The sequence below is a fragment of the Aerococcus sanguinicola genome (assembly GCF_001543145.1).
In the GTDB taxonomy this organism is placed as follows: Bacteria; Bacillota; Bacilli; order Lactobacillales; family Aerococcaceae; genus Aerococcus; species Aerococcus sanguinicola.
Genome location: NZ_CP014160.1, coordinates 590,645 through 615,855, shown reverse-complemented (window position 1 = coordinate 615,855; position 25,211 = coordinate 590,645). Strand labels below are relative to the sequence as shown.

The following is a 25,211-nucleotide window of genomic DNA, read 5'->3' as shown; positions in this document are numbered from 1 at the left end:
ATAATAAAGAGATAGAAGATAGAGAAATGCGAAAAAATTAAAAAAATGAGGTAATAATTATGTGTGGTTTTGTCGGATATATCTATGGTGCCGACCGTAAACTTGAAAATGATAAAGAAATACTAGATGCCATGATGGAACGAATTGTCCACCGGGGGCCTAATAGTGCAGGTGTCTACACAGATGATGATATCTCCCTAGGCTTTCGTCGCTTGTCGATTATTGACCTGAGCGATTGTGGGAACCAACCTTTCTACAGCAGAGATGGCCGTTACGTCATGGTCTTTAATGGTGAAATCTATAACTACAAGACCTTGCGCAAGGACCTTAAGGCAAAAGGTTATGAATTTATTTCAGAGACAGATAGTGAAGTCATTATCCGTGGTTTTGAAGAATACGGCGAAGATATTGTGGGTAAATTACGGGGGATGTTCGCCTTCTGTATCTGGGATACCCAAGAAAAACGTGCCCTCTTAGCCCGTGACGGTTTTGGGATTAAGCCCCTCTACTATACGGACTATACAACAGATGGCAGCTTGCTCTTCGGCTCCGAAATCAAGAGCTTCCTCGACCATCCGAACTTCATCAAGGCCTTGAATAAGGAAGCCATCCAACCTTTCTTGACCTTCCAGTACAATCCTTTAGATGAAACTTTCTTTAAGGGGGTCTACAAGTTAGAACCCGCCCACTATATGCTCTACCAAAATGGCAAAATGAAGACTGTGAAATATTGGGACAAGGCCTTCCATGATGAAACGAGTGAGCCTGCCCAAGAAGATATCGATTACTATGTGGAAAAAATCAAGGCATCGATCGATGAATCAGTGGAACTCCATGCTATGTCCGATGTTAAAGTGGGCTCCTTCCTATCCGGTGGGGTAGACTCAAGCTTGGTTACCGCCTTACTTGAGCCCCAACAGTCCTTCTCAGTGGGCTTTAAAGAATATGAAGATATGTTTAATGAAACCGTCCATGCCCAAAAATTATCAGAACAACTCGGAATCGAAAACAAGAGCCGCTATATCTCAGGACAACAAGCCTTCGACAACTTGGAAGATATCATCTACTACTTGGATGAACCAGATGCCAACTACTCTATTGTTCCCCTCTACTTCCTCAATCAATTAGCTGCTGAAAATGTGACCGTTGTCCTATCTGGTGAGGGAGCCGATGAACTCTTTGGGGGCTATGAATGGTACCAACCTTCCCATATTGAGAAGGATTACTACAACAAACTGCCTCTAGGCATGCGCCGCTTCATCAACCGCCTCCTACCATCGGGGCAAAAACCTTCCCGTCTCAAACAATTGGCGGAACGGTCAGTGACTCCAGTGGAAGAGAAATTTATCGGCCAGGCCCTGGTCTTCCCAGATGCCCAAGCCCATGCTATCCTCAATGAAAAATACCGGTCCAATCAGACCTCGACGGACATCTGTGCCCCTTACTATGCCCAAGTGGCGGGCCAAAGTGACCTACAAAAGATGCAGTATCTGGACTTGAATGTTTGGATGCCAGGCGATATCTTGCTCAAGGCAGACAAGATGAGTATGGCCCATTCCCTCGAACTCCGCGTGCCTTTCTTGGATAAGGAAGTCATGGAGATGGCTAAGGGAATTCCAGACGAATACCGGACAACGGCTAAGCAAACCAAGGTCGCCCTTCGTAAAGCAGCTGAAGATGTCTTGCCTGAAGAATGGGCCAAACGGAAGAAACTCGGCTTCCCAACCCCTATCCGTCACTGGTTACGGGAAGAACCTTTCTATTCCAATATTAAGGCTATGTTTGAAAGTGACTTAGCGGCTGAATTCTTTGACCAAGAAACCCTCCTCCAATTACTCGAGGACCACCGCCAAGAGAAGGCTGACTTAGGCCACCAAATTTATGCGGTCTATGTCTTCCTCTTATGGTATACCATCTACTTCATCAAAGATCAGGGGGCTTGCAAGACCCTGGCCCCTGAAACAGCCGATATCGCGTAAAAGGAGCCAAGCTATGTCCAATTTACCAGCATTTGTTCCTGTTCTCTTCTTGGGGAATAAGGGAGCCTATAGCATTGCACGGGCCTTCCATGAGCAGTACGGGATCAAAACAGAATTGAATGTGACCATGGATGCCGGCCCCGTTGCCCATTCCAAAATTGTCAACAAGCATATTTATCCTGATTTAACCGATAATTTGCGCGAGCATTTCATTGAAATTAGAGACCGGGTAGACCGGGACTATCCAGAAGCGGCTAAGATTGTTCTGGCTTCTGAAGATACCTTCACGGAGCATTTGATTAGCCACCGCGATATTTTTGAGGAAGCCGGCTGGACCGTTCCTTATGTCGACCTGGCAACCCTGGAAGAAGCAACTGATAAAGCCAAATTCTATGCCAAGTGTGAGGAAGTAGGAGTCCCTTACCCCCATACTTGGCAAGTTGCTGACGACCAAGTGCCGGCTGCAGCGAGTGGGAAGTTAGTGGTTAAACCAGCAATCACTCCAAGCTACCAGGTCCTGCATTTTGAAGGGAAGCGGAAGATTTATTTCTGCGATAATCCCGAGGAAGCCCAGACAGCCATCCAGCTCATGCGCCAGGGAGGCTATCCAGACCCTATCATTGTCCAAGACTTCATCGAAGGGGCAGATACCGATCAAGCTGTGGTGACCGCCTACCGCTCACCTCATGATAAGCAGATTAAGCTGACAGCTTTTGGACGGGTCATGGTTGAAGACCGGTCGGCCAGCGCAGCGGGGAACCATCTGGCTATTCTGAGTGAGAATGGACATGAGGAGGTTTACCGCCATGTGGAGGCCTTAATGACAGCCTATGATTTTACAGGTTATGCTAATTTCGACTTAATCTACGATCATGACCGGGAGGCTTTTGTCTTCTTTGAATTGAATCCACGCTTGGGCCTGTCCAATTATTATGTGACGGCAGGTGGGCAAAACCCTGTCTACTATTACATTGAAGACTATCTCTTTGGGCGACCAGTGCCTGATAGTTTCGAGGCGACACCGGCCTTATTTACGGTCCTGCCTCGGGGCTTGGTTAAGCGCCGCCTCTTAGGCACAGCATATGCTGACCAGGTGAAGGGCCTCTACCAAGAGAGACAGGTCTTTAATCCCCTAGCTTATCCTTATGACAACCACTGGCGGCGCAAGCTCTATGTGAAAGCATCGGAGCTCAATTACTACCGCAAATTTAAAGAAACAGGCCAGCTTTAACCGGCTCTGTAGAGGGAGGTACTATGAAACATTTCTTTGGCATTATAGGAGGGATGGGGACTGTTGCGACCACGAACTTTTTAGAAGAAATGAATAAGCTATATCGTCCAGAAAGCGACCAGGCTTATTTGAACTATATCCTCTTTAACCATGCAACGGTTCCCGATCGGACCGCCTATATCTTAGACCACGACCAGGCGAGCCCTGTTGAGCCTCTAATAGAAGATATTAAACAAATCGAAAGTTTAGGGCCAGATTTCTTGGCTATCCCTTGTAATACGGCCCATTATTTCTTCGATGACCTGCAGGCAGCAACAGAACTGCCTATTATAAATATGTTGACACTCGTTGAAGAAGCTTTGGCTGACCACCAAGGGGAGAAAATTGGTATCTGTGCGACCAAGGGGACGAGCCAGAGCGGACTCTACCACCGGACCATTGAGCGAGCAGGTTGCCAGCCCTTGGCCCCAGACGAAGCCCTGCAAGAGAAGATCATGACCTTGATTTATGACCAGGTCAAGAACCAAGCGCTTGCTGACCTTAGTCTCTATGAGGAAATTCTTTCTGATTTTATGGACCAGGGCGCATCAGCCGTAATCCTGGGTTGTACGGAAGTTTCCTATGTCAATAGTCATGATCCGAAGAAGGCTTTTCCCATCATTGATGCGGAGAAATTATTAGTGGCTGAAGTCGTCCGCCAGGGTATTCAAAGTCAGGGGAAAGAAGTTAATAGCTAAGTAAAAAATAGCTAAGAAAATAAGGTCAAGTCTTGACTCTATCGCTCATTTGTGCTATTGCATAAAGTCAACGTATGTGTTATAATAGTTAACATTAGAGGAGTGATAGAATGTCAGGGAACTTAGCAGCGATCAAAGCAGCTTTGGATGAGAAGCTTGGGCGCCGTATCCAGGTCACTCAACAAACTGGACGTAAACGGATTACCGTTCGCGAAGGGATTTTGAGTGACACTTTTCCAGCTGTTTTTGTTGTTGAACTTGACCAGGATCAAAATCAATTTGAACGTGTCTGTTACAGTTACACGGATGTCTTAACAGAAAGCGTTGAAATTGAATTTAATAATTAGAGAAGTTGAGGCTAGGCATGGTGTCCTAGCCTTTTTCTCATTGGAGGATTAAAGGTCTTGGAGAAAAGCGGCTTTGCTTTATTTAAAGGGCAGGTCATGCTAAAATTCAAGATAATAAGTAAACTATAATGAGGGGGTGGCAGTGTGTCGATTATTGAGAAAGCAGCAGCCAAGATTAACCTATCCCAGGACTTGATCTACCAGGCGGATAAGGGGCAGTGGCACTATGACATGGTGATGGCCTCGGTTGATCTTTCGGACCGTCTGACCATCCAAGAACGCTCCGACCAAGAAATTGTGGTGCGGACTAGCCGGAGCTTCCTCCCTAATGATGCCAGGAACCATGCTTATCGTGCGGCGGACTTGATTAAGGAAGCTAGCCAAGTAGACCGTGGCTTAGATATTATTATTGAGAAACGGATTCCCGTCTCTGCTGGCCTGGGCGGAGGAAGTTCCGATGCAGCAGCTGTTTTGCGGGCTGTTAATAAACTCTGGGACTTGCATTATTCGACAGATGAGCTCTTGCAATTGGCTTTGCAGATTGATGCGGATGCACCTTATTGTTTGCTCGGCGGCATCCAACATGTGACAGGGCAGGGAGATCAGCTCCAGGCCCTTCCAGCTCTTCCAGCTTCTTGGTTAGTCCTAGCCAAGCCACCGCTTTCTGTATCAACAGATAAGATCTTACAAGACCTGGATCCTAATGACTTGCCGGATCAAGGAAATACACCGGCAGTCCTTCAAGCCATTCATAAGCAATCTTACCAAGACTTAGTCCAAGCGACAGGAAATATGCTCGAAGATTTGGTCTTTTGGAATTATCCGATTTTGAATAAGTTAAAGGCCAAGATGCAGAAATTTGGGGCGGAGGGCGTGACCATGACCGGAACAGGCTCGACGGTGATTGGTTTTGCCCCAACATCGAACCGGGCTAAACATGTGTATAATGCCTTGCGTGGCTTCTGCAAAGAAGTCTATGTGGTCCCTGTCTTGCAGCAGGGGACCGGGCTTTAAGGCTTGGAGAAAGGAAAAGTTGAGGAAACTCAACTTTTTTTATTGCAGCGACTTAAGTTTTGTGCTATCTTATAATGTATTAAATCGTAACAATTCCGACTAACCTTGATGAAAGGAGTCAGCTATGAAGAAAAAATATATTTACCTCTTGCTTTTGCCCCTGGCCTTCCTGGTCTCTGCCTGCCAATCGCCCCAGCAAAGTGCCGGGTCGGGGGATAAGTTGCAAGTAATGACGAGTTTTTACCCCATCCAGGCCTTGACCCAGGAGGTGGCGGGGGACCATGCAGACGTTCAGGTCATGATTGCTAATGGTCAAGAAGTCCATGACTACGAGCCTAGCGCTAAAAATTTAGCCGATTTAGAGCAAGCGGACCTCTTTGTCTATAACAGTAAGGAGATGGAGACCTGGGTTCCTGCCATGCTCGATAGCCTCAACCAAGACCAGGTTGCAGTCCATGAGGCGGCGGGTCAGCTGGATCTGATGGACGGTCAGGTGACAACCATCGATGGGGTCCACCACCAAGGCCATGACCACGACCATGAGGAAGAAGGGGAAGATGCCCACGACCACGCAGAGGGCGACCTCCATGTCCATGCCAAGGATCCACATACTTGGTTGGACCCAGTCCTCGCCCAGCAAGAAGTTCAGGGCATTGCCGATGCCCTGTCAGACCGTGACCCGGACCACCGAGCAGACTACCAGGCCAATGCCAAGGCTTTTATCGAAGAATTGGACCAGTTGGACCAGGACTTTAACCAGGCCTTAGCTGATAAAAAAGACCGGCACTTTGTGGTTGACCACGCGGCCTTTAATTACCTGGCTTCCCGCTATGACTTGGAGCAGATTGCCTTGACCAGTGTCGATTCAACAGCTAGCCTGTCTCCTGCGAAATTAGCTCAATTGGAAGACTTCATCCGCCAGCGTGGCATCGAAGTGATCTTCTTCCAGCAGGGCGGCTCTTCTAAATTAGCCGATACCATTGCCCACGATACAGGCATTGAAACCAGCAGCCTGACTTCGATGGAGTCTCCTGATGCGTCAGTAGAAGCTAATGGCAAAGGCTATCTCAGCTTGATGCGGCAGAATTTAAGCAATCTTGAGGCCGGACTGAAGTAAAGGAGTGGATTATGCATTATATTGAAGTAGATGACTTGCGCTTCTCTTACAATGAGGAGCCAGTCTTAAATAATATTAGTTTTACCGTGGATCCCGGCGAATTTGTCATTTTAACTGGGGAAAATGGGGCGGCTAAGACCACCTTGTTGAAGAATATCCTGGGCCTACTCGAACCCGAAAAAGGCCATTGCCGGATTGCCAAGACGAATTTTCAAGGCAAAAAATTACAAGTCGGCTATGTGCCCCAAAGTATTTCTTCCTTCAATGCGGGCTTTCCGTCGACGGTCTATGAATTTGTACAGTCCGGGCGCTACCAACAGAATCGTTGGTTTAAGCGCCTCGACCAGGAGGATGAAGACCATATCCGCCGCGCCTTTGACTCCGTTGGCATGTGGGAACAGCGCAATGAGCGGATCGGCGACTTGTCAGGCGGGCAGAAGCAGCGAATCTGCCTGGCCCGGGTTTTTGCAACGGATCCCGATCTCTTCATCCTGGATGAACCGACAACAGGGATGGATATTGAGTCGCGCAAGAATTTCTATGACTTGCTCCGCCACAATACCCGCAACCACGCTAAGGCAATCCTTATGGTAACCCATGAGGACCTATCCCTAAAAGATTACTTCGACAAACAGATTCACTTAGTCAGAGAGGAGGGCACCCCATGGAGATGCTTCAGTATGACTTCATGCAAAGAGCCGTCATAGCCTGTCTAGCTATGGCACTCTTCACGCCAATTTTAGGGCTCTTCTTAATCCTCCGTAAGCAGTCTCTAATGGCGGATACCTTGGCCCATATTTCCCTAGCTGGCGTGGCCTTGGGTTATTTGCTTGGCTTGGAACCGACTTTGACCACGATTGCTTTGGTTATCCTGGCTGCCTTGTTGTTAGAATACCTCAGACGGGTCTACAGTAATTATTCAGATATCTCGATCGCTATGCTGATGTCAGGCGGTATGGCCTTGGCCCTACTCCTTTTGTCCCGGGTCGATTCGGCAGCCAGTATCGAATCCTATCTCTTCGGTTCAATTGTTGCTATCTCCCCCTTGCAGATTGGCTTATTGATTGGCCTAGCTGTTATTGTTGGTCTGGCCTACCTGGTCAACCAGCGGATCTTGTATGTCCTATCTTTTGATGAGGACACCGCCTATACGGCAGGCCTGCCTACCCGCTTAATTTCTGTTCTTTTCTCTGTGGTGACAGGGATAGCCATTTCCATTATGATGCCGATTGCGGGCTCCCTCTTGGTTTCTGCTATTATCATCATGCCAGCAGCGATTGCTATGCGGATAGCCCGCCACTTCAACCAGGTGATTTACCTGGCGGTTATCCTGTCCCTCATTGGCATGCTGGGTGGGTTGACGGTATCCTATTACTTCGACACCCCACCTGGCGCTACAATTGCCGCTTTATTCATTGTGATCTTCATGGCCCAAAGCCTTTACCTCAAGCTTAAAGATTAGACCAAGCGAGCCCTCCTTCGACAGAAGAGGGCTTTTTATATGACTTGGCGGATAAAATAAGTACTAGTGATCATTAGGAAAATAAAATTGATTGGAAAAAAGGGCCGTCCTGTGATTTAATGAGAAAAAAGTGACGGTTTTAGACCGTCCTTTATGATTTAGAAAGAAGGCATCTTATGAAAATTAATCGTCAATTGTTGCCAGGGCTGATTTTATCTTTAGCTATTGCAGTCCCAGCACATTTTTTGGGACAGGCTTTTCCTATCATTGGGGGACCTGTTTTTGCTATTTTAATGGGAATGATTATAGCTCTATTTTGGACTGCTGGAGCAGCTTTTCAACCAGGAATTCGTTTTTCGAGTAAGGTCTTATTACAAGCTGCTGTTGTCTTACTAGGTTTTGGCCTTAATCTTTCGGTGGTGATTGAAACCGGCTTGAGCTCCTTACCCATTATTCTCTCAACAATTTCAATTGCCCTCTTGGTAGCCTTTATTTTTAGCTGTTATTTGAATATTGATACGAAGACGGCTACCTTGGTTGGGGTAGGGTCGTCTATTTGTGGCGGGTCAGCCATAGCTGCAACCGCACCTGTCATCGAAGCCGAAGAAGAGGAAGTCGCCCAGGCGATTTCCGTGATTTTCTTCTTCAACGTCCTAGCAGCCTTGATTTTTCCAAGTCTAGGTCAATGGCTGGGCTTCGATACCACGACTGGGGAAGCCTTTGGTATCTTTGCAGGGACAGCGGTCAATGATACCTCATCTGTGACAGCGGCGGCTTCCACCTGGGATAGCCTCTTTAACTTAGGGACCGAAACCCTAGACAAGGCTATTACTGTGAAATTGACTCGGACCCTGGCCATTATTCCAATCACGCTCGGTCTGAGTTTCTGGCGCAGCCGTCACGGGGAAGAAACGCCTACTAACTTGACCTGGGGCCAAAAAATTAAAGCCAGCCTCCCTCAATTTATTATTTATTTCGTTCTGGCTTCGCTCCTCACAACCATCTGCCTGGCTATCGGCTTACCAGAAAGTCTTTTCGCTCCCTTCAAATGGGCCAGTAAGTTTCTGATCGTTTGGGCCATGGCAGCCATTGGTTTGAATACCGACTTGGTCAAGCTCTTACGCTCGGGTGCTAGTGCCCTGGGTTTAGGGGCCGCTTGTTGGATTGCTATTACTCTGGTGAGCTTAGGGCTCCAATATGTGCTAGGCTTCTGGTAGGATGGTGGAGGAATACTGCTATCGAGCAGGGGGATTGCTTGTCGACTAGCTTGTGGTAAGTGAGGCTGGTATCTACATGCCCTGTCCCAATACTGTTTAAAAAATCAAAAAAGCATTTGCCTTTTTCTGTGGACTGGGCAGATGCTTTTTTATATTAGAAATTCTTGGCCGACTCCAATGGCCATATTGTACCAGATCGAGTATTTTCAGTTCTTAGAGTGGAGGAACGACTTATGCAATACGGGTTTGAATAAGCTGAGGTGCCCGTCGATTCAAGCTAAAGATTAAGAGTGTCCATTAGTAACTTTTCGTCTCCACCTATGTTTTCAATTCTATTGCTGTCGAAAAAGGAGACAGCTACTGTTAAATGTTGGCCTGTATTTCTACTTATGTTATCATTAGATTGCGTTATACGAAGTTATCCTTTCATTACTTGGGCTAAGTAAATGATATTATGAAACTTACATGGCATTATTTTTGCCTATCTAGGTGCCTAGCTTAATTCTAAAATGTACTGTATCAAAAATATGGGGGCTTATACTATGTCAGCGACTACATGTGTCTTGTTAATCTTATTGACTGTAACTACCATTGTCGGTTTAGGCTTGACGGTCTACACAACGGTAAAAGATGAACAAAAATATGGGAAGAAATAAAACTTTCGCATCTTCTCACGATAGAAAAGCTGGTTTTTGCTAGTCCAGCACATTTAGAGAGAAAGGACATGTACGGATGTATTTGTACTATGCTATTTTTACTCCATCAGCTGGCCAGTTTGCTATTGAATTTCCTGACTTGGAGGGTGCCTTTTCGTGCGGCGAGGATATGGACGAGGCCTTATATATGGCTAAAGATCTCCTCGAAGGCTGGTTAATTACCGCTGAAGAAGAAGGAGACCCTATCCCCGCACCCTCCTTGCCTGATGATTTATTAGTTCCTGAAGATGCCCTACTTCTTCCGATTGAAGTCGACCTCGACCAGGCCAAAGAGAAGCATTTTCTATCAGGCGAGTGAGTTTGACTCTTTCTTGAACAGGACAAGTACATACTTAGCATTTAACCAACAGTGACTCTTCCAAGTAAGAGTCATTTTTTAATTTTTCCCTATTTTAACAGGGCATTTTTCACTATCTTCCATTTAAGGCGCTAACTGTGTTAAAATAGAAATAAGTGTGCCTTTGCCCTTTATAAGCGGGCTCTAAGGTTCAATTTTAGGATAAAGCATGATAAAATAATGAGATATATGAAGATAATCAATTGGGTTAACAAGCGATAGCCGCAATTGACCAGATAAGGAGAATAGAATGGCTAGCTTTTTGAAATCAATATTTGAAAATGACCGGAAAGAATTGCGTCGCTTCAACAAACAAGCGAAGAAAGTTGAGGCCTTAGGGGATAAGTTCGCTGAGTATTCAGATGACCAGCTCCGGGCAAAGACGGAATCCTTTAAGGAACGTTTGCAGAACGGTGAGACCGAGGAAGATGTGCTGGTTGAAGCCTTCGCAACCGTCCGCGAAGGGGCGCGTCGGGTGCTCGGACTCTACCCTTTCCATGTCCAAATTATGGGCGGGCTTGCCCTACACTATGGGAACATTGCCGAAATGAAGACTGGGGAAGGTAAGACCTTGACGGAAACCATGCCTGTCTATCTGAATGCCTTATCAGGCAAGGGCGTCCATGTGGTAACGGTTAATGATTATTTGGCGCGCCGGGACTCAGTTGAGATGGGTGAGCTTTACGAATTCTTAGGGCTAACAGTTGGTTTGAATACCAATGACATGTCTTCCGACCAAAAACGTGAAGCCTATAACTGTGACATTACCTATTCGACCAATAATGAATTGGGCTTTGACTACCTCCGCGATAACATGGTGGTCTACAAGAGTCAAATGGTCCAACGTCCGCTCCACTACGCGGTTGTCGATGAGGTAGACTCCATCTTGATCGATGAGGCGCGGACACCTTTGATTATTTCTGGCCAAGCTGAACAGTCTACGGCGCTCTACCAACGGGCGGACTACTTTGTGAAGAGCCTGCAAGAAGATGAAGACTATGTGATCGATGTCAGTTCCAAGACGATCAGCCTGACTGAAGAGGGGATTGAGAAGGCAGAAGATGTCTTCCACTTGGATAATCTCTATGATGTGGAGAATGGGCGTTTGATCCACCATATCGATACGGCCTTACGTGCTAACTATATTATGCTTCTGGATATTGACTATGTGGTCCAAGAGGGTGAAGTTAAGATCGTTGACGGCTTTACCGGTCGGATTATGGATGGCCGTCGTTATTCGGATGGTCTCCACCAAGCCATTGAAGCTAAAGAAAATGTCGAAATTCAAAACGAATCGAAGACTATGGCAACGATCACCTTCCAGAATTATTTCCGGATGTACGATAAATTAGCGGGGATGACCGGTACTGCTAAGACGGAGGAAGAAGAATTCCGTGAAATCTACAATATGAACGTGATTCAGATTCCAACCAACCGCCCTGTGCAACGGATCGATGCCCCAGATATTATTTACCCTAACTTGGAATCTAAGTTTGAAGCGGTTGCCGATGAAATCCAAGAACGCTACCAAGATGGCCAACCTGTCCTGGTCGGGACGGTAGCGGTCGAAACCTCGGAATTACTCTCCAATCTTCTCAGCAAACGTGGGGTGCCACACAATATCTTGAATGCGAAGAACCACGCTAAAGAAGCTGAAATCGTCGCCCAAGCCGGCCAAAAAGGGGCCGTAACGATCGCAACCAATATGGCCGGCCGGGGGACTGACATTAAGTTGGGGCCCGGGGTTAAGGAAGCTGGCGGCTTAGCGGTTATCGGGACCGAACGCCATGAATCGCGGCGGATCGATGACCAGTTGCGTGGACGGTCAGGCCGTCAAGGGGACCCTGGTTATTCACGATTCTACCTGTCCCTAGAGGATGACCTCATGCGCCGCTTCGGTTCAGACCGGGTTAAAGCGGTTTGGGAAAGTTTAAATATTGATGGCGACGGCGAAGATGATGTTGCCATTGAAAGCCGGATGATCTCCAAACAAGTGGAATCTGCCCAAAAACGTGTGGAAGGGAACAACTACGATACCCGGAAGAACGTACTGGAATACGATGAAGTGATGCGTGAACAACGGGAGATTATCTATGACCAGCGTCAACAAATTATCGAGGAAGAAGATTCCCTCGATGACATTATGTGGCAAATGATTGACCGAACCATTGACCGTGTCGTTGACCAATATACAGCTGGCGATGAATCGGATTGGAATTACGAAGCCCTAACCGACTTCGTTCAAACCGTTCTCTTGACAGAAAATGACATGTCCCAACGTGACTTGGAAGACTTGGACCCTGATGAGATGAAAGAAGAACTCAAAGACCGGGCCCAGGACCGCTTCCAAAGTAAGTTAAACGACATCTCAAACCCAGACCTGATCTTGGAATTTGAGAAAGTGGTTATTCTACGCGCTGTTGACAGCCGCTGGACCGACCATATCGATGCCATGGACCAATTGCGCCAAGGGGTAGGTTTACGTGCATATGCTCAAAACAACCCACTCGTCGAATACCAAACAGAAGGCTTTGAACGCTTCAACGAAATGGTAGCAGGCATCGAATACGACGCCAGCCTCCTCTTCATGAACTCACAAATCCGCCAAAACCTCCAACGCCAACAAGTATAATAAGGGTGTGAGACTTGGCGCTTAGACTCGGATGATTGGAGCAAGTTAGAATAAGAGTGAGGCATTCGCTCGTTTCTGACTTGTGAAATCACTCCGAGTCTGCCAAGTCGAACCCGACTAGACAGGGTGTGAGCAAGAGTATTTAGCTTTGGATGCTTGGAGTAAGTCGGCATAAGGGCAAGCACCGCTTGCACGTTTCCGACTTGCGAAAGCACTCCAAAGCTGCTCTTGTGAACCCGACTAATAAGGGTGTGAGGGCTGATGCTTAGCTTTCCTTCACTGGAGCAAGTCAGCAGAGCCAGTCTGAAAGACTGCATCGGAGACTTGTGAAGTGACAGGAAAGCTGCCAGCCTGAACCCGACTATAGGGTGTGAGGGCTAGCGGGAGAAATAGACCTCTGGAGGCAAAAGTCAGAGAAGACTGAAAGTCTTCGGCGACTTTTGGTGAAGAGGAGCTATTTCTGCTAGCCTGAACCCAACTAGGGTGTGAGCAAGCAGCTAGCTTTACCCACTCTTATGATTAAATAGACAATACCAAAAAAGCGTCTCCAACCGATGAGGGTTGGGGACGCTTTTTGTGTCGCATAAAATTTAATACTTAGCCTGCATTTTCTTTTCATAATAGTTGAGCAGCTTACTGAGGGCAAAGGTGAGGATAAAGTAGATCACCATGGAGATAAAGAGGGGGATGATGCCTTGGTAAGTTTGACTGGTGACGGCCCGGGTTTGGAAGGTCAGTTCAGCTACCCCAATGGTTGAGACAATGGAAGATTCCTTGATCAGGGTGATGAATTCATTGCCCAGTGATGGCCAGATTGCTCGCAAGGATTGGGGGAAGATGACTTTTTTCATGGTGGTACCATAGCTTAGGCCGAGGGAACGAGCGGCTTCCATTTGCCCCTTGGGAACCGATTGGAGTCCACCCCGGATGATTTCGCAAATATAGGCACCAGAGTTGAGAGAGACAGCAATCAGACCGGCTGCTAGGGGCCCAATACCTAAGAGGCCACCGATCCCTAAGAAGATAAAGAGGACTTGAATCATGAGCGGAGTCCCCCGGAGAAATTCGACATAGGCGGTTGCTAGCGAATTCAAGACCGCAAAGTTGGAAATCCGCATTAGGGCAAGTATGGCACCCAAAATCAGACCACAGACAATCGCAACAGCTGAGATTAAGAGGGTGAGCTTGATACCATCCCAGTAGAAGGGCCAGTAAGATAACCAGTTAATGGATTCCCCTTCAATAAGGAGAGGAGCCAGTTCATCTGTCCATTTTTCTACTAAGTTTTGGTCTTTGACTTCAGCGACGCTTTGGTTGATGGCTTTTTGTAGACTGGGTTGTCTTTCAGGAATGACGACCGCCTTGCCATCCTTATCTCCACTTGGTAAGCCGGCGTCCACGTAAGAGATATCGGCTTGGGCATTGGCATGGCTGTAGGCAACTAATTCATCGACTAGGATGCCGTCAATCTGCTTAGTGGTCAGGGCACCGAGCAGGTCAGGTACCCGTTGCATGGTCAGCATCTTGGCTTGGGGCATGAATTCTTTGGCTAGGTCCTCTTGGTAGGTCGCTTGTTGGACACCAATCGTCATCTGATCGGTGAAGCTATCCTTATCCTTAATCTTTCCCTCGTCTTCTTTCCGGAACATGATGGCTTGCCGGTCATTCTCATAAGGGTCAGAGAAATCTACCGACTTGTCCCGTTCTTCCGTATAGGTCATCCCTGAAATGATCATATCAATATTGCCGGCCTCGAGCGAGGACATGAGGCTGGTAAATTCCATGTTGACCACTTCGAGTTTAACGCCAAGGTCCTCGGCAATCTTCTCGCCTAGGGAGATATCGACCCCAACCGTTTTGTTTTGGCCATTTTCCCGGGTTAAGAACTCAAAAGGCGGGTAGTGGGGGTTGACGCCCATTCGAATCACGCCACGTTCCTTGATTTCTTTGAGCAGTTGGTCATCTCCAACAGTGCTGGTTTGCGTTTGGCTGGCTTGAACCGGACTCACTTTTGGGGCAAAGACTGGAGCCATTAAAATTAAGAGCATCAGACAGACTTTAAGGCTCCATTTGAGCCAATGACTTCTTTCCTTCATTATTCCTTCCTCCTAACACATTAAAAAATCCGCCTCTCAAAAAAAGAGGCGGAGCTAATCCACGGTACCACTCTATTGACCAAGCCAGGGCCTGGTCAGCTTAAACAGATAACGCTCTGAGGCGGGCCCTTTATCTTATGAGCCAATAATTTCAGGCGCGTTCAGCCTTCTTAAGGACAGGACTTCCACCAACTCCTGCTCGCTTGAACCTCTAAAAGACTTACTCTCCCTAAAATGATAAAATAATTAGAAATTTTATATTTTTTAATATTATAGGGGCAGATTTCTAATTTGTCAATCCCAACTGGCAAGAAATTGGGGATAAATCTCCCTCTAGGCATTTAGATTGAAAGGAAAGCGTTTTTATTTTATACTAAATTTAGCTTGTTACTTAAATTTGAAGATGGAGGTAGCCAATGGAAATTAAAGATTTAAACTTAGAAAAAGATTACAGTTTACTCATTAATGGCGAATGGACGAAGGGGGCAGGCTCGGATCGGATCGATGTGATTAGCCCTGCTAACGGGGAACATCTTGCGACCATCACGGATGCAGTCAATGAAGACGTTGACCGTGCTGTAGAGGCTGCCCAAGAAGCCTTTAAGACTTGGGGGCAAACAGATGTTAAAGAACGGGCATCTATCTTGAATCAAATTGCGGATTTAATTGATGAAAATGCTGAGCGTTTAGCCCTGATTGAAACCCTGGATAATGGGAAACCAATCCGTGAAACCTCTGGCGCTGATATCCCGCTCGCAGCTGACCACTTCCGTTACTTTGCTTCAGTTATCCGGAGCGAAGAAGACCAAGTGAAATTCCTGACCCATGACACCATGTCAATGATTATCCGCGAACCAATTGGGGTTGTTGGTCAAATTATTCCTTGGAACTTCCCCTTCTTGATGGCTGCTTGGAAACTAGCCCCTGCCTTAGCCGCAGGTTGTGTGGTTGTCATCAAACCGGCTTCTGATACCTCGCTTAGCTTACTAGAATTGGCCAAGTTAATTAACCCGATCTTGCCTAAGGGTGTCTTAAATGTTATTACTGGGCGCGGCTCTAAGGCTGGCGACTATCTCAAACACCACAAGGGCTTGGATAAATTAGCCTTCACAGGGTCAACCGCTGTTGGTCGTGATATTGGGATTGCAGCCGCGGAAAATCTTATCCCAGCTACCCTTGAACTCGGCGGGAAGTCTGCGAATATCTTCTTTGAGGACATGGATATGGAACAAGCCTTGGAAGGGGCTCAATTGGGTATTCTCTTCAACCAGGGTGAAGTTTGCTCAGCAGGGTCACGGATCCTTGTCCAAGAAAGCATTTACGACGAATTTATTGAACGCTTGATTGAAGAGTTCAAACAAGTTAAGATTGGTCTGCCATGGGACAAGGAAACTCAACTCGGCGCCCAAGCTAATCCTTCCCAACACAAGAAAGTCGATGAGTGTGTTCAAATCGGTCTAGATGAAGGGGCAGAACTCTTAACCGGTGGCCAGGCTGTGACTTCTGGTGACTTAGACAAGGGTTACTACTACGAGCCAACCCTCTTATTGGCCAAGAATGACATGCGGGTTGCTCAAGAAGAAATCTTCGGGCCAGTTGCCACAGTGATTAAATTTAAGGATGTGGACGAAGCCATCCAAATTGCTAACGAATCAGACTATGGCTTAGGGGGCGGCGTTTTCACCACTAATTTGAATACGGCCTTTAAGGTAGCTCGCGGTGTCCGGACCGGTCGGGTTTGGATTAACACCTACAACTCCTTTGAAGCAGGGGCGCCATTTGGTGGCTACAAGGATTCCGGTATTGGCCGTGAAACCCATAAGATGATCCTCAATGCCTATACCCAAGCTAAGAATATCTATGTTAACCTGGGTCAAGGACGGACTGGCATGTTCTAGAAATTAATTCAAAACGAATAAAGCAAAAAGCAGCTAAACTTTATTTGGAGTTTGGCTGCTTTTTATAGGCTAAGGGTGAAAGCGCTTCTATTTTGGGTTATAATGGGACTGAAATAAGTTAGAGGAGGTTTATCATGGTGAAACATGTGATTTTTGATACAGATCCGGGCATTGATGATGCCATTGCCTTGTCTATTTTACTCAATGCTGAGGAGGTCGAGGTGGACCTGATCACAACGGTGGGTGGTAATGTTGCTTGGGAGAAGACAGCTCGCAATGCCCTGAAATTGCTTCATTTCTTTGACCGGCAGATTCCCGTTGCAGCTGGTAATAAGGGGCCTTTGTTGACGGCCTTTAGTGATGCTTCTGAAGTCCACGGGGAATCGGGGATGGACGGTTACGATTTCCCTGAGGTAAGCTTGGATGAGCTAGTAGAGGGGCATGCGGTCCTGGCCATGCGCGACTGCTTATTGGCAGCTGAAGAACCTATGACCATTGTGGCAGTGGGTCCCCAGACCAATATGGCCCTGCTTTTGACGATGTTCCCTGAAGTCCGTGAAAAGATTGCCGAATTGATTATCATGGGCGGGTCTTTCACCCGAGGGAACAAGCATGTTATGGATGAATTCAATATTGGGACCGACCCTGAGGCGGCTCAGATTGTCTTCAATGCGCCGATCAAAAAGACTATGGTTGGTTTAGACATTGGCTATATCGCAACTATTGGGGTGGCAGAAGCCGAAGAATTAGCCCAGGTCAATGAAACCGGTCGGATGGTCTATGGCATGCTAAAAGCCTACCGGTCGCAGGAACGGGATGGCGAGTTGGCCATGTACGACCCAACCGCAGTGGCTTACCTACTCCAACCGGATATGTTTAAGACCGTAGACTGTAATGTGGAAGTGGAACTAGGAAGTTCGCTAACCTACGGACAGACTGTGGTGGACTTGGACCATAAGACGGACCGCCCCGTGAACTGCACGGTCCCTACCTGGATTGACCGCGACCGCTTCAAAGCTTGGTTCAAGGACAGCATTCGCGCTTGTCGTTAGCGAAGGCACAGACAATCAAAAAAGCATCTGCCTTTTTCTGTAGAAATGGCAGATGCTTTTCTTTTAGGTATTTTGGCGGGCTTGGATAAGTTCTTGACGGTTGTAGATCTGAGCTTTGGGTTGGAAACCGTAGACCTTGGTGAATTTTTCGCCAAAATGATCGGGGTCCGTGAGATAGATGACAGCTTCTGGCTCTTCAACCATTTGGATAAAGCTGGCTTCGTGGTCGGGATAGTCATAGGGCCGGCTAATTCCAGTTTGATTGCAGTAGAGATAGTAAGAGGTCATCAATTGTAAGTAGGTGGTGTCCTGCCGGTCATCAACTAGGAGGTAGTCGCCCTCGTGGTAGTGGCTTCCTTGGCCGACTACAGCAACCGTATCCGATACAAGCTGGTCGTCAAAGTCATAGATTTCTTTGAGTTTGTGGCCATGACTTAGGAGGGCTAGGAGGACTAGGATTAAACCCAGGCTTTTTGTGACAGGCTTGGCTAAAAGCTGGGGGTCTTGGTCCCATGTCGTTAGGACGCTGAAGCAGAGGAGGCCATAGAGGAAGCATAGGATGGTCCCCATATAGCGGTGGATACTGGCCAGGCGTATGGCTTCGGCTAGGGGCATAGAGAAGAGGTACATGGCATAGAGGCTGATGATATAAAAGATAAGGATTGCCAGCATAATCCCTACTGTCCGTTGCCTAGGCGTCCGCTTCAACCAGCCGAGCAAGATCCCCAGGGCGCAGAGGGCCAGGAAGAGATAGAGGGCTTGGTTGCTGGCGACTTCACTCTTTAAGAAGAAACGGAGGAAGCGGTTTGTAATGGCTTGGATATCAGTTAAGCTCTTCTCTCCAAGAATCTCTTCATAGGCGGCTAAATTGACGCTGTGCTTACTGACTTGGCTGAAGGTCTGGCCCACATAATGGTTCCATAAGCCGAGATGGAGGAAGGGGCAGAGGCAGGCAAGGAGTCCAAGTTTAAAGCGGGCCCGGTGCCTTGTCCAAACGAGGTAAGCATAGTAGAGGATAATGAGAATCACAAAGAAGATGCCGCTGTTTTTAATCAGGATAAGAAAACTGGTCATCGCAGCCGTAATCAGGCTCAATTGGCCAAAATGTTGGCGGTGGCGGTAAAGACTGGTCACAGCAGCCAAGGCCACTAGGGGAAGGAGGAAGTCCACCAAGAGGGAGGTATATAGGATATGGCCAGCGCCTCGGTCTAAGATATTCAAAAGGGCAATAAAAACTAGAGCTATACCGCTCGCAAGTCCCTGTTTTTTCTGAAAACCACTTGCCAGGCCGACCAGGGGCCAAACGCAGGCAAAATTGATCAGGTTTTGGCCGATGAGCATGAGGTCGTCACGGAGCGGGAGACCTTGCATCCAATAGCCCAGGTAGAGGGCGCTGCCAGGCGGATAGGAGGTGAAGCTGATGAACTGGTCCCCATCTTGAACTAGGCGCCCCTCTAAAGTAATAAATTTAACGATCCGTGCCCAGTGAGAGAAATTATCATAATGGGTAAAATGCGTTCCGACTAGGGCAAGGCTATAAATAAGAAAAAGCCCCCAAAAGATAAGCTGTGGGGCCCGGAGCCTCGGCCAAGTGATGGTTGGTTGGCGGAGATACTGGATCAGGTGAACCAGTAAAGCGAGGCAGCCGAGGATGCTGACCAGGTAGAAGCCGAGACTGAGCGCCTGGCAGAGAGCAAAGAGGAAGAACAGGCAGGTCTCCAAACTAACGGTTAAAATCAGCGTGCTTTCAAGGGCGAAGCCTGCCCAGCGTTTTAAACTGAGGCAGATCCCCACAGTCGCTAGGATAAAGAAACTAAAGACCATTCACGTCCTCCTTTGCAGGGAAAATAAAGTGCTTTTGGATGTGGTAATTAAGGATAAAGAGGAAAGAGTCCACAAAGACCTTAATTAACGTTGCTGGTAGGGCGGGGAGCCAGTCATTAAAGGTTGTTACTAGTAGACTAGACGACAGCATTTGGACGATGACGAGGAGGCCGTACTTAAGCAGACTCTGCCTTGAATTGGCTCGAAAAACTACTAACCGGTTCATCAAATAATTAGCTAGAGCGGAGATGCACCGGGCAATAACGGTCGCTGTTGTAATAGCGGTGAAATCCTGGTGTCCGATGACAGTCAAACAGAGCGCGAAGCAAGCCAGGTCAATCACAAAGGAGACCAGGGAAGCCGCAATATACTTCAAGAAAACAGAATAGATGGCAAAGGAATCCCTGAGCACCTTGAAGTGGGAGGAAGCATTGTCATCTAAATAAATGGTTGAAATGCCCACCTCGATAATAGTAATTTGGTGTTTCTTGGCGAAGAGAATCATATTCATTTCATATTCGAAGCGGTCGCCCTCCACATCGAGCAGCGGCTCAAAATACTGGCTAGGGATGACCCGAAGGCCAGTTTGGGTATCCTCTAGATTCATCCCTGTTAAAAAGCGGAGCAGTTTACGGGTCATAATATTACCAAATTTGCTTCTTAAGGGCACATCTTCACCAAAGTGACGGGCACCAAAAATAAAGGCTTCCGGGTGCTTTTGGGCCTCTTCTAGGCAAGCCATCATATCCTCAAAGGTGTGTTGACCGTCTGAATCAATCGTCACTGCGGAAGAGATTTGACTCTGCTCATCCAACAAGTAACGAAAGGCTGTCTTAAGGGCCCGACCTTTTCCGTAATTTTGCTCATGCTTTAAAACTTTAAGGCGGGGATAGTCCTTGAGCTGGTCAAAGTAGATGTCATAGGTGGCATCGCTTCCATCATTGACAATGACAATAAAGAGCTGGCTATCGTGGCCTTGGCGAATATTTGTGACCAAGTCTAATAAACGTTGGTCCGGATCAAGTGAGGGAATGATAATGGCTTGCTCGTGAGCATTTACCATGAATAAATCTCCTTCCATAAATACATTAAGCTTATTCTATTATACAATGAATGACTAGGATGAGTTAGTCATTTGATGTTTTTAATTTTTATTTTTCCCATGCAGGGTTTTCAAGAAGATCAGGAAGCTGACCAAGCTGCTGGTGGCACCTAAAATAAGGCCTCTCGGGATAAAAATCAGCTGCACGTCCTTGGAGCCTGCCGGCAGGTCGACACCTAAGAAGTAATGGGCTTCCTGGTGGACTGGTGTATAGCGGCCGTCGACAAAGGCATGCCAACCTTTATCAAAGGGAATACTGAGGAAGAGGCGGGAGCCTTCGTCTGAGTTTTTCCTTCGACCTCGGATGGCAGTGGGCGAAAAGGATTCAATTTCTAGTGCTCGACCTTGGGCAAGTTGGGCCATGGCTGCTGTGTTTTGCCGGCTAGAAAGATAAAAGTCAGGTTTAGGATCTGTAATTTGATCATCGTTGAAGCTGACTGTGATGACCACGTTGGTTGTTTCCTGGTCATAAGTGTGGAGCGTATGATTTTTCTTATCTAGGTTGATGTGGCTAAAGCTTCGGTCATGGTAGACTTCAAGGCCTTGGCCAGATTTACCCTTGAATTTGTAGTTCACCATTTGATCAGGGGTCTTGGTGATTTGGTAGTGGATCTTGCCGGGTTTATGAGAATTAATCCGGGAGTAGCTGACTTGGCCGTTTGCTTCAACAGCGTGTGCATTCTCCAAACGCACAGTCAATTGGCTGCCTGCTAAGGGTTGATAGTAGTCCTTAATTCCAGTGGTATAGGAAAAAAGCTCATTCTGAAAGGCGAAGGGTTGGCTCTGATTATGGAAAGTTCTTTGCTGATCGATTTCGTAAGCGAGAGGGAAGGCCTGAGGATTTTTATAGATAAGAATCTGGTCTAACTCTTTTCCCTGGCCTAGACTGGGCAAGGGGTAGTCGCTCAGTAAATAGCGCAAGCCTATCCACTGGTTAGCCGCCAAAGTTGAACCGTAAGCAAAACGAGCCCAGTTGCCGTTATCGTGGAAGCCAAGCTTACCCATGAGCTCGATAACCTCAGCTGTTTCATTGGAACTATAGTGGGAAAGGCCAGGATAATTGAGCAGGAGGGGATCATTGTTAGCATAGTGTTGGTTCTTTTCTAGGCGGTAAAGGCCGGTGTCCTGGGACTGAATGTATTGAATGGGCTCTTGATAGCGAGAAACAAAACGACTAAAACCCTGGACATCTTGGTAGGCCATCTTATTGAGTGTGTAATAACCATTACTGAAAGACTCATAAGCAACGAGCAGGACCAGCCCAAAACTGAAGAATAACTGACCTGGTTGGTAGCGCAGCCAAGCTTGACCTGAGAGAAGGACTAGTCCTATTCCTAGGCAGGTTAAGCTTGTTAAGATATCGCTCGGCTCTAGATAAGCGTAGCCCTGGCGGCTAATAAGAAGCCCAAGTCCAAGAAGGATGGTTGAGCTAGCGCCATAGCGTCGCCAAGAAAAGTTGCTGGCTTTAATTTCTTCAGCTGCCATTAAGATCAGGAGGCCAGTGAAGAGGAAGCTGTAGCGGAAGGGAAACCAAGTCGGCTCATTGAAGCCGTGCCAGATTAAGTTTAGATTGAAATATTTCATGGATAGGTAGAGGATGACGAGCAGGAGACTTCCTCTGGCTTTTTTAGAGCGGGCAATGGCCGGATTAAATAGTCCAGCTAAACCGACTAAGAGAATGAGGCTAGCTAGGAAAACATTGGCCAAGCCAGTCTTAGTATCGCCAGCTTGGAAAGCCCCGATAAAGAACTTGCTAGCAAAGTCTAAAAAAGAAAACTGACTATGAAAATCGAGCAGTTGACTAGGGTCTAGTCCTGCCTTACCTCCTTGGAGGGAGAAAAAACTCGGAATAAGTGTTAGACAGGATAAGCCGCCAGCTAGGAGAGAGGCTGATAAGAAAGCTTTAAAACGGACCTTGACTTCCTGCCAGCTTCCGAAGAAAGCAAGGTCGCTCAAAACGCGACAAATAAAATATAGGAGAGAAAAAAGGCAGAGCATGGCCCCCATATAATAGTTGTTTAGGATGGCCAGGGCTAAAATCAGAGCATAAAAGTGCCACTTGCCTTGCCTGAACAAACGGTCTAGACCATCAATTAATAGAGGGAAAAGGATGCAAGCCTCAAGCCACATAATATTTTGTTGGTAGACAATGAGGTAGCCCGATAGACTGTAAGCTAACCCTAAAGCAATAGCAGCCCAGGTTTGGAGCTTGCGCTTTGCCATCAGCCAAGTCATCGAGGCGCTAGCTGTCGCCATTTTTAAGCTCGTAATAAGAGTGATTGCCAGGGGAAAGCTCTTGAGCGGAAAGAGGAGGAAGAGGAGGTTGAACGGACTGAGCAGATAGTAATTAGTCAGACCAATCATATTGCCGGACATGGTCTTAGAGAAAGAATAGAGGAGGCTATCCTGGCCTAGTAAAGCATTCTTCAGATAGGCAAAATAAGCAATATACTGGCCATTCATATCCGTCACCAAGAGTGATTTATCACCAAAAGGCGTGATACCTAGACGGTAGTAAATCGCAAGTTGAACCAGCAAAGCCAAAGTAAAACTTAGGATGAGAGCTCTATGCTTTTTGAAAAAGGAAAGTATCATAAAAATCCTGCCTCCAACTTAATCTATAAGTTTAAGTATAACAAAATTTCCCTTAAGACTTTGGTAAATGTCATAAGAAATCAGAAACGATATGCTAAAATAATTCTATTGTAAAAGTTTGAGAAAAGAGGAGCTAACGTGCAAAAAATTATCCAACAAATCATTCGCTTTGGCTTGATCGGAGTCCTTGCCACAGTGATTGACTTCGCTCTATTAACGGCCCTCACCGAATGGGGCTATGTTCACTACCTATTATCAGCGGGAATTGCTTTTGTTGTCGCTACGATTTTTAATTATCTTGCTAGCATGCGCTATGTTTTCGTGAGTCGTTTCTCTAAAGAAGAGCGGCTTCAGGAATTACTCCTGTTTGTTAGCCTGTCAGTGGTAGGTTTGATTCTCAACCAGTTCTTTATGTGGGCCTTCGTCGAGAAACTTGGCATCTATTATCTCCTAGCCAAAGTCCTAGCTACCTTCCTTGTGATGGCGTGGAACTTTATCTCAAGAAAATTATGGATTGAATAAGGCATGAGGTTATCACTGGTTAAAGTGACCGAGATGGCTTATAGTAGCTATAGGGGATTTTTTTAAAGTGAATGAAAATGGCCGAGGGATCAAAAAAGAAGCCTGATTTGATGGGATTTCTTTAGTCTTCTTCCCGCACACGCGGGGGTGATCCCGCACGGAGAACGTCAAATAAAGAGGGGCTTATCTTCTTCCCGCACACGCGGGGGTGATCCTCACAGTGGAATGCCGTGTAAGGAACGCCACAGCTTCTTCCCGCACACGCGGGGGTGATCCTCCGGTCATCAAGGACATCGAACCCGTAGACAACTTCTTCCCGCACACGCGGGGGTGATCCTGTGGCAAGTGGATATTACAGGGGTGACAAAGGCTTCTTCCCGCACACGCGGGGGTGATCCTGGCTACGGCAATTTCAAAGATGGCCCGTAACGCTTCTTCCCGCACACGCGGGGGTGATCCTCAGCTAGACGAGACCACGCAACAATTAAAAGACTTCTTCCCGCACACGCGGGGGTGATCCTGGCTTTTTTTTGTTTTATGGATTTCAAATCCACTTCTTCCCGCACACGCGGGGGTGATCCCCTCATCTTCCACTTGTCCTAAAACTTCGAAAGCTTCTTCCCGCACACGCGGGGGTGATCCTACTGGTATTTTTCTTTCTTTCCGGTCTCTTTGCTTCTTCCCGCACACGCGGGGGTGATCCCACACGTTATAATGTATATAGAAAGTTAAAGAACTTCTTCCCGCACACGCGGGGGTGATCCCGCTCAAAAAGTTAGCCGAAGCACTGGACGCAGCTTCTTCCCGCACACGCGGGGGTGATCCTAAATGTTGTAAGCGGAAAGGAAAACCTTGCTACTTCTTCCCGCACACGCGGGGGTGATCCTGATGTCTTCGCTATCGTCAAAGATTTCTGATTCTTCTTCCCGCACACGCGGGGGTGATCCTGTAGGAGATAATCCATCTTTGGAATAGACTCTCTTCTTCCCGCACACGCGGGGGTGATCCCCGTTTGGCCCCACTGGTCGACATGATGTTCGCCTTCTTCCCGCACACGCGGGGGTGATCCCTGTTTGTATCATCTTCGGTCACCCATTTAATCCTTCTTCCCGCACACGCGGGGGTGATCCCCGATTACGAAAATGAACGAAGGAGTTAAGGAGCTTCTTCCCGCACACGCGGGGGTGATCCCATACCCTTGAACCTTATTTGGTTCTAAATCCTCTTCTTCCCGCACACGCGGGGGTGATCCCCAACTTATTTTTTGAACGTTCTACCACATCTACTTCTTCCCGCACACGCGGGGGTGATCTTGCTGAGTAGATAGTTAAAG

At 47.3% G+C, this 25,211-nt stretch carries 18 protein-coding genes and 1 CRISPR repeat array (1 of these 19 cut by a window edge); of the genes, 14 read left to right on the top strand and 4 right to left on the bottom strand.

Going from position 1 to position 25,211, the window contains the following annotated elements; translation table 11 throughout:
• Window positions 1–59: 59 nt before the first annotated feature.
• The 11 genes from asnB to secA all read left to right on the top strand — a co-directional run bounded on the left by asnB (window position 60) and on the right by secA (window position 12,789).
• On the top strand, window positions 60–1,979 hold the full coding sequence (gene asnB, locus AWM72_RS02750; protein ID WP_067972793.1) for an asparagine synthase (glutamine-hydrolyzing): 1,920 nt from the start codon (window positions 60–62) through the stop codon (window positions 1,977–1,979).
• A gap of 13 nt (window positions 1,980–1,992) precedes the next feature.
• Window positions 1,993–3,210: a carboxylate--amine ligase gene (locus AWM72_RS02745; RefSeq protein WP_067972790.1), complete on the top strand. Its 1,218-nt coding sequence runs from the start codon at window positions 1,993–1,995 to the stop codon at window positions 3,208–3,210.
• Between the two features lie 23 nt (window positions 3,211–3,233).
• Window positions 3,234–3,947, top strand: coding sequence for an aspartate/glutamate racemase family protein (locus AWM72_RS02740; protein ID WP_067972788.1), 714 nt, complete (start codon window positions 3,234–3,236; stop codon window positions 3,945–3,947).
• 110 nt (window positions 3,948–4,057) lie between these two features.
• On the top strand, window positions 4,058–4,294 hold the full coding sequence (locus tag AWM72_RS02735) for a Veg family protein (RefSeq protein ID WP_067972785.1): 237 nt from the start codon (window positions 4,058–4,060) through the stop codon (window positions 4,292–4,294).
• Between the two features lie 144 nt (window positions 4,295–4,438).
• Window positions 4,439–5,308: a 4-(cytidine 5'-diphospho)-2-C-methyl-D-erythritol kinase gene (gene ispE / locus AWM72_RS02730; RefSeq protein WP_067972783.1), complete on the top strand. Its 870-nt coding sequence runs from the start codon at window positions 4,439–4,441 to the stop codon at window positions 5,306–5,308.
• Window positions 5,309–5,432: 124 nt separating this feature from the next.
• Window positions 5,433–6,425 carry a metal ABC transporter solute-binding protein, Zn/Mn family gene (locus AWM72_RS02725; protein ID WP_067972781.1) on the top strand — a complete coding sequence of 331 codons (993 nt, stop codon included), beginning with the start codon at window positions 5,433–5,435 and terminating at the stop codon, window positions 6,423–6,425.
• 11 nt (window positions 6,426–6,436) lie between these two features.
• Window positions 6,437–7,132: a metal ABC transporter ATP-binding protein gene (locus AWM72_RS02720; protein ID WP_067972778.1), complete on the top strand. Its 696-nt coding sequence runs from the start codon at window positions 6,437–6,439 to the stop codon at window positions 7,130–7,132.
• Window positions 7,090–7,887: a metal ABC transporter permease gene (locus AWM72_RS02715; protein WP_067972775.1), complete on the top strand. Its 798-nt coding sequence runs from the start codon at window positions 7,090–7,092 to the stop codon at window positions 7,885–7,887. Before AWM72_RS02720 ends, AWM72_RS02715 begins: the two co-directional genes overlap by 43 nt.
• Before the next feature lie 176 nt (window positions 7,888–8,063).
• On the top strand, window positions 8,064–9,104 hold the full coding sequence (locus tag AWM72_RS02710) for a YeiH family protein (RefSeq protein WP_067972774.1): 1,041 nt from the start codon (window positions 8,064–8,066) through the stop codon (window positions 9,102–9,104).
• A 732-nt stretch (window positions 9,105–9,836) separates the two neighbouring features.
• Window positions 9,837–10,118 carry a type II toxin-antitoxin system HicB family antitoxin gene (locus AWM72_RS02705; RefSeq protein WP_067972771.1) on the top strand — a complete coding sequence of 94 codons (282 nt, stop codon included), beginning with the start codon at window positions 9,837–9,839 and terminating at the stop codon, window positions 10,116–10,118.
• Between the two features lie 289 nt (window positions 10,119–10,407).
• Complete coding sequence (gene secA / locus AWM72_RS02700; RefSeq protein WP_067972768.1) at window positions 10,408–12,789, top strand: preprotein translocase subunit SecA; 2,382 nt, start codon at window positions 10,408–10,410, stop codon at window positions 12,787–12,789.
• A gap of 590 nt (window positions 12,790–13,379) precedes the next feature.
• Here the strand turns inward: secA and AWM72_RS02695 are convergent.
• A complete protein-coding gene (locus AWM72_RS02695) occupies window positions 13,380–14,885 on the bottom strand; it encodes an ABC transporter substrate-binding protein/permease (protein ID WP_067972767.1) in 1,506 nt (501 codons plus the stop codon).
• 416 nt (window positions 14,886–15,301) lie between these two features.
• Here AWM72_RS02695 and AWM72_RS02690 point away from each other — a divergent pair, with 416 nt between their 5' ends.
• Complete coding sequence (locus tag AWM72_RS02690) at window positions 15,302–16,783, top strand: aldehyde dehydrogenase family protein (protein WP_067972763.1); 1,482 nt, start codon at window positions 15,302–15,304, stop codon at window positions 16,781–16,783.
• Between the two features lie 134 nt (window positions 16,784–16,917).
• A complete protein-coding gene (gene rihC, locus AWM72_RS02685) occupies window positions 16,918–17,835 on the top strand; it encodes a ribonucleoside hydrolase RihC (RefSeq protein WP_067972760.1) in 918 nt (305 codons plus the stop codon).
• Between the two features lie 63 nt (window positions 17,836–17,898).
• On the opposite strand, the gene AWM72_RS02680 is transcribed toward rihC, so the two are convergent.
• The 3 genes from AWM72_RS02680 to AWM72_RS02670 form a co-directional block, all read right to left on the bottom strand.
• The gene (locus tag AWM72_RS02680; protein WP_067972756.1) at window positions 17,899–19,659 is read right to left on the bottom strand and encodes a hypothetical protein; all 1,761 of its coding nucleotides are present in this window, start codon (window positions 19,657–19,659) and stop codon (window positions 17,899–17,901) included.
• Window positions 19,649–20,722: a bifunctional glycosyltransferase family 2/GtrA family protein gene (locus AWM72_RS02675; RefSeq protein WP_070486103.1), complete on the bottom strand. Its 1,074-nt coding sequence runs from the start codon at window positions 20,720–20,722 to the stop codon at window positions 19,649–19,651. The genes AWM72_RS02680 and AWM72_RS02675 overlap by 11 nt, the downstream gene beginning before the upstream one ends.
• Before the next feature lie 81 nt (window positions 20,723–20,803).
• Entirely contained in the window at window positions 20,804–23,356 is a 2,553-nt protein-coding gene (locus AWM72_RS02670; RefSeq protein WP_067972753.1) for a YfhO family protein, read from the bottom strand.
• A gap of 138 nt (window positions 23,357–23,494) precedes the next feature.
• On the opposite strand from AWM72_RS02670, the gene AWM72_RS02665 reads away from it, so the two are divergent.
• Window positions 23,495–23,878: a GtrA family protein gene (locus AWM72_RS02665; protein WP_067972750.1), complete on the top strand. Its 384-nt coding sequence runs from the start codon at window positions 23,495–23,497 to the stop codon at window positions 23,876–23,878.
• A gap of 126 nt (window positions 23,879–24,004) precedes the next feature.
• Window positions 24,005–25,211: a CRISPR direct-repeat array (repeat unit 29 nt; unit sequence CTTCTTCCCGCACACGCGGGGGTGATCCC); it runs 105 nt beyond the window's last position.

Coding starts and splice junctions, on each gene's coding strand:
- asnB (WP_067972793.1), top strand. CDS start 60: ATGTGTGGTTTTGTCGGATATATCTATGGTGCCGACCGTAAACTTGAA.
- AWM72_RS02745 (WP_067972790.1), top strand. CDS start 1,993: ATGTCCAATTTACCAGCATTTGTTCCTGTTCTCTTCTTGGGGAATAAG.
- AWM72_RS02740 (WP_067972788.1), top strand. CDS start 3,234: ATGAAACATTTCTTTGGCATTATAGGAGGGATGGGGACTGTTGCGACC.
- AWM72_RS02735 (WP_067972785.1), top strand. CDS start 4,058: ATGTCAGGGAACTTAGCAGCGATCAAAGCAGCTTTGGATGAGAAGCTT.
- AWM72_RS02725 (WP_067972781.1), top strand. CDS start 5,433: ATGAAGAAAAAATATATTTACCTCTTGCTTTTGCCCCTGGCCTTCCTG.
- AWM72_RS02720 (WP_067972778.1), top strand. CDS start 6,437: ATGCATTATATTGAAGTAGATGACTTGCGCTTCTCTTACAATGAGGAG.
- AWM72_RS02715 (WP_067972775.1), top strand. CDS start 7,090: ATGGAGATGCTTCAGTATGACTTCATGCAAAGAGCCGTCATAGCCTGT.
- AWM72_RS02710 (WP_067972774.1), top strand. CDS start 8,064: ATGAAAATTAATCGTCAATTGTTGCCAGGGCTGATTTTATCTTTAGCT.
- AWM72_RS02705 (WP_067972771.1), top strand. CDS start 9,837: ATGTATTTGTACTATGCTATTTTTACTCCATCAGCTGGCCAGTTTGCT.
- secA (WP_067972768.1), top strand. CDS start 10,408: ATGGCTAGCTTTTTGAAATCAATATTTGAAAATGACCGGAAAGAATTG.
- AWM72_RS02695 (WP_067972767.1), bottom strand. CDS start 14,885: ATGAAGGAAAGAAGTCATTGGCTCAAATGGAGCCTTAAAGTCTGTCTG.
- AWM72_RS02690 (WP_067972763.1), top strand. CDS start 15,302: ATGGAAATTAAAGATTTAAACTTAGAAAAAGATTACAGTTTACTCATT.
- rihC (WP_067972760.1), top strand. CDS start 16,918: ATGGTGAAACATGTGATTTTTGATACAGATCCGGGCATTGATGATGCC.
- AWM72_RS02680 (WP_067972756.1), bottom strand. CDS start 19,659: ATGGTCTTTAGTTTCTTTATCCTAGCGACTGTGGGGATCTGCCTCAGT.
- AWM72_RS02675 (WP_070486103.1), bottom strand. CDS start 20,722: ATGGTAAATGCTCACGAGCAAGCCATTATCATTCCCTCACTTGATCCG.
- AWM72_RS02670 (WP_067972753.1), bottom strand. CDS start 23,356: ATGATACTTTCCTTTTTCAAAAAGCATAGAGCTCTCATCCTAAGTTTT.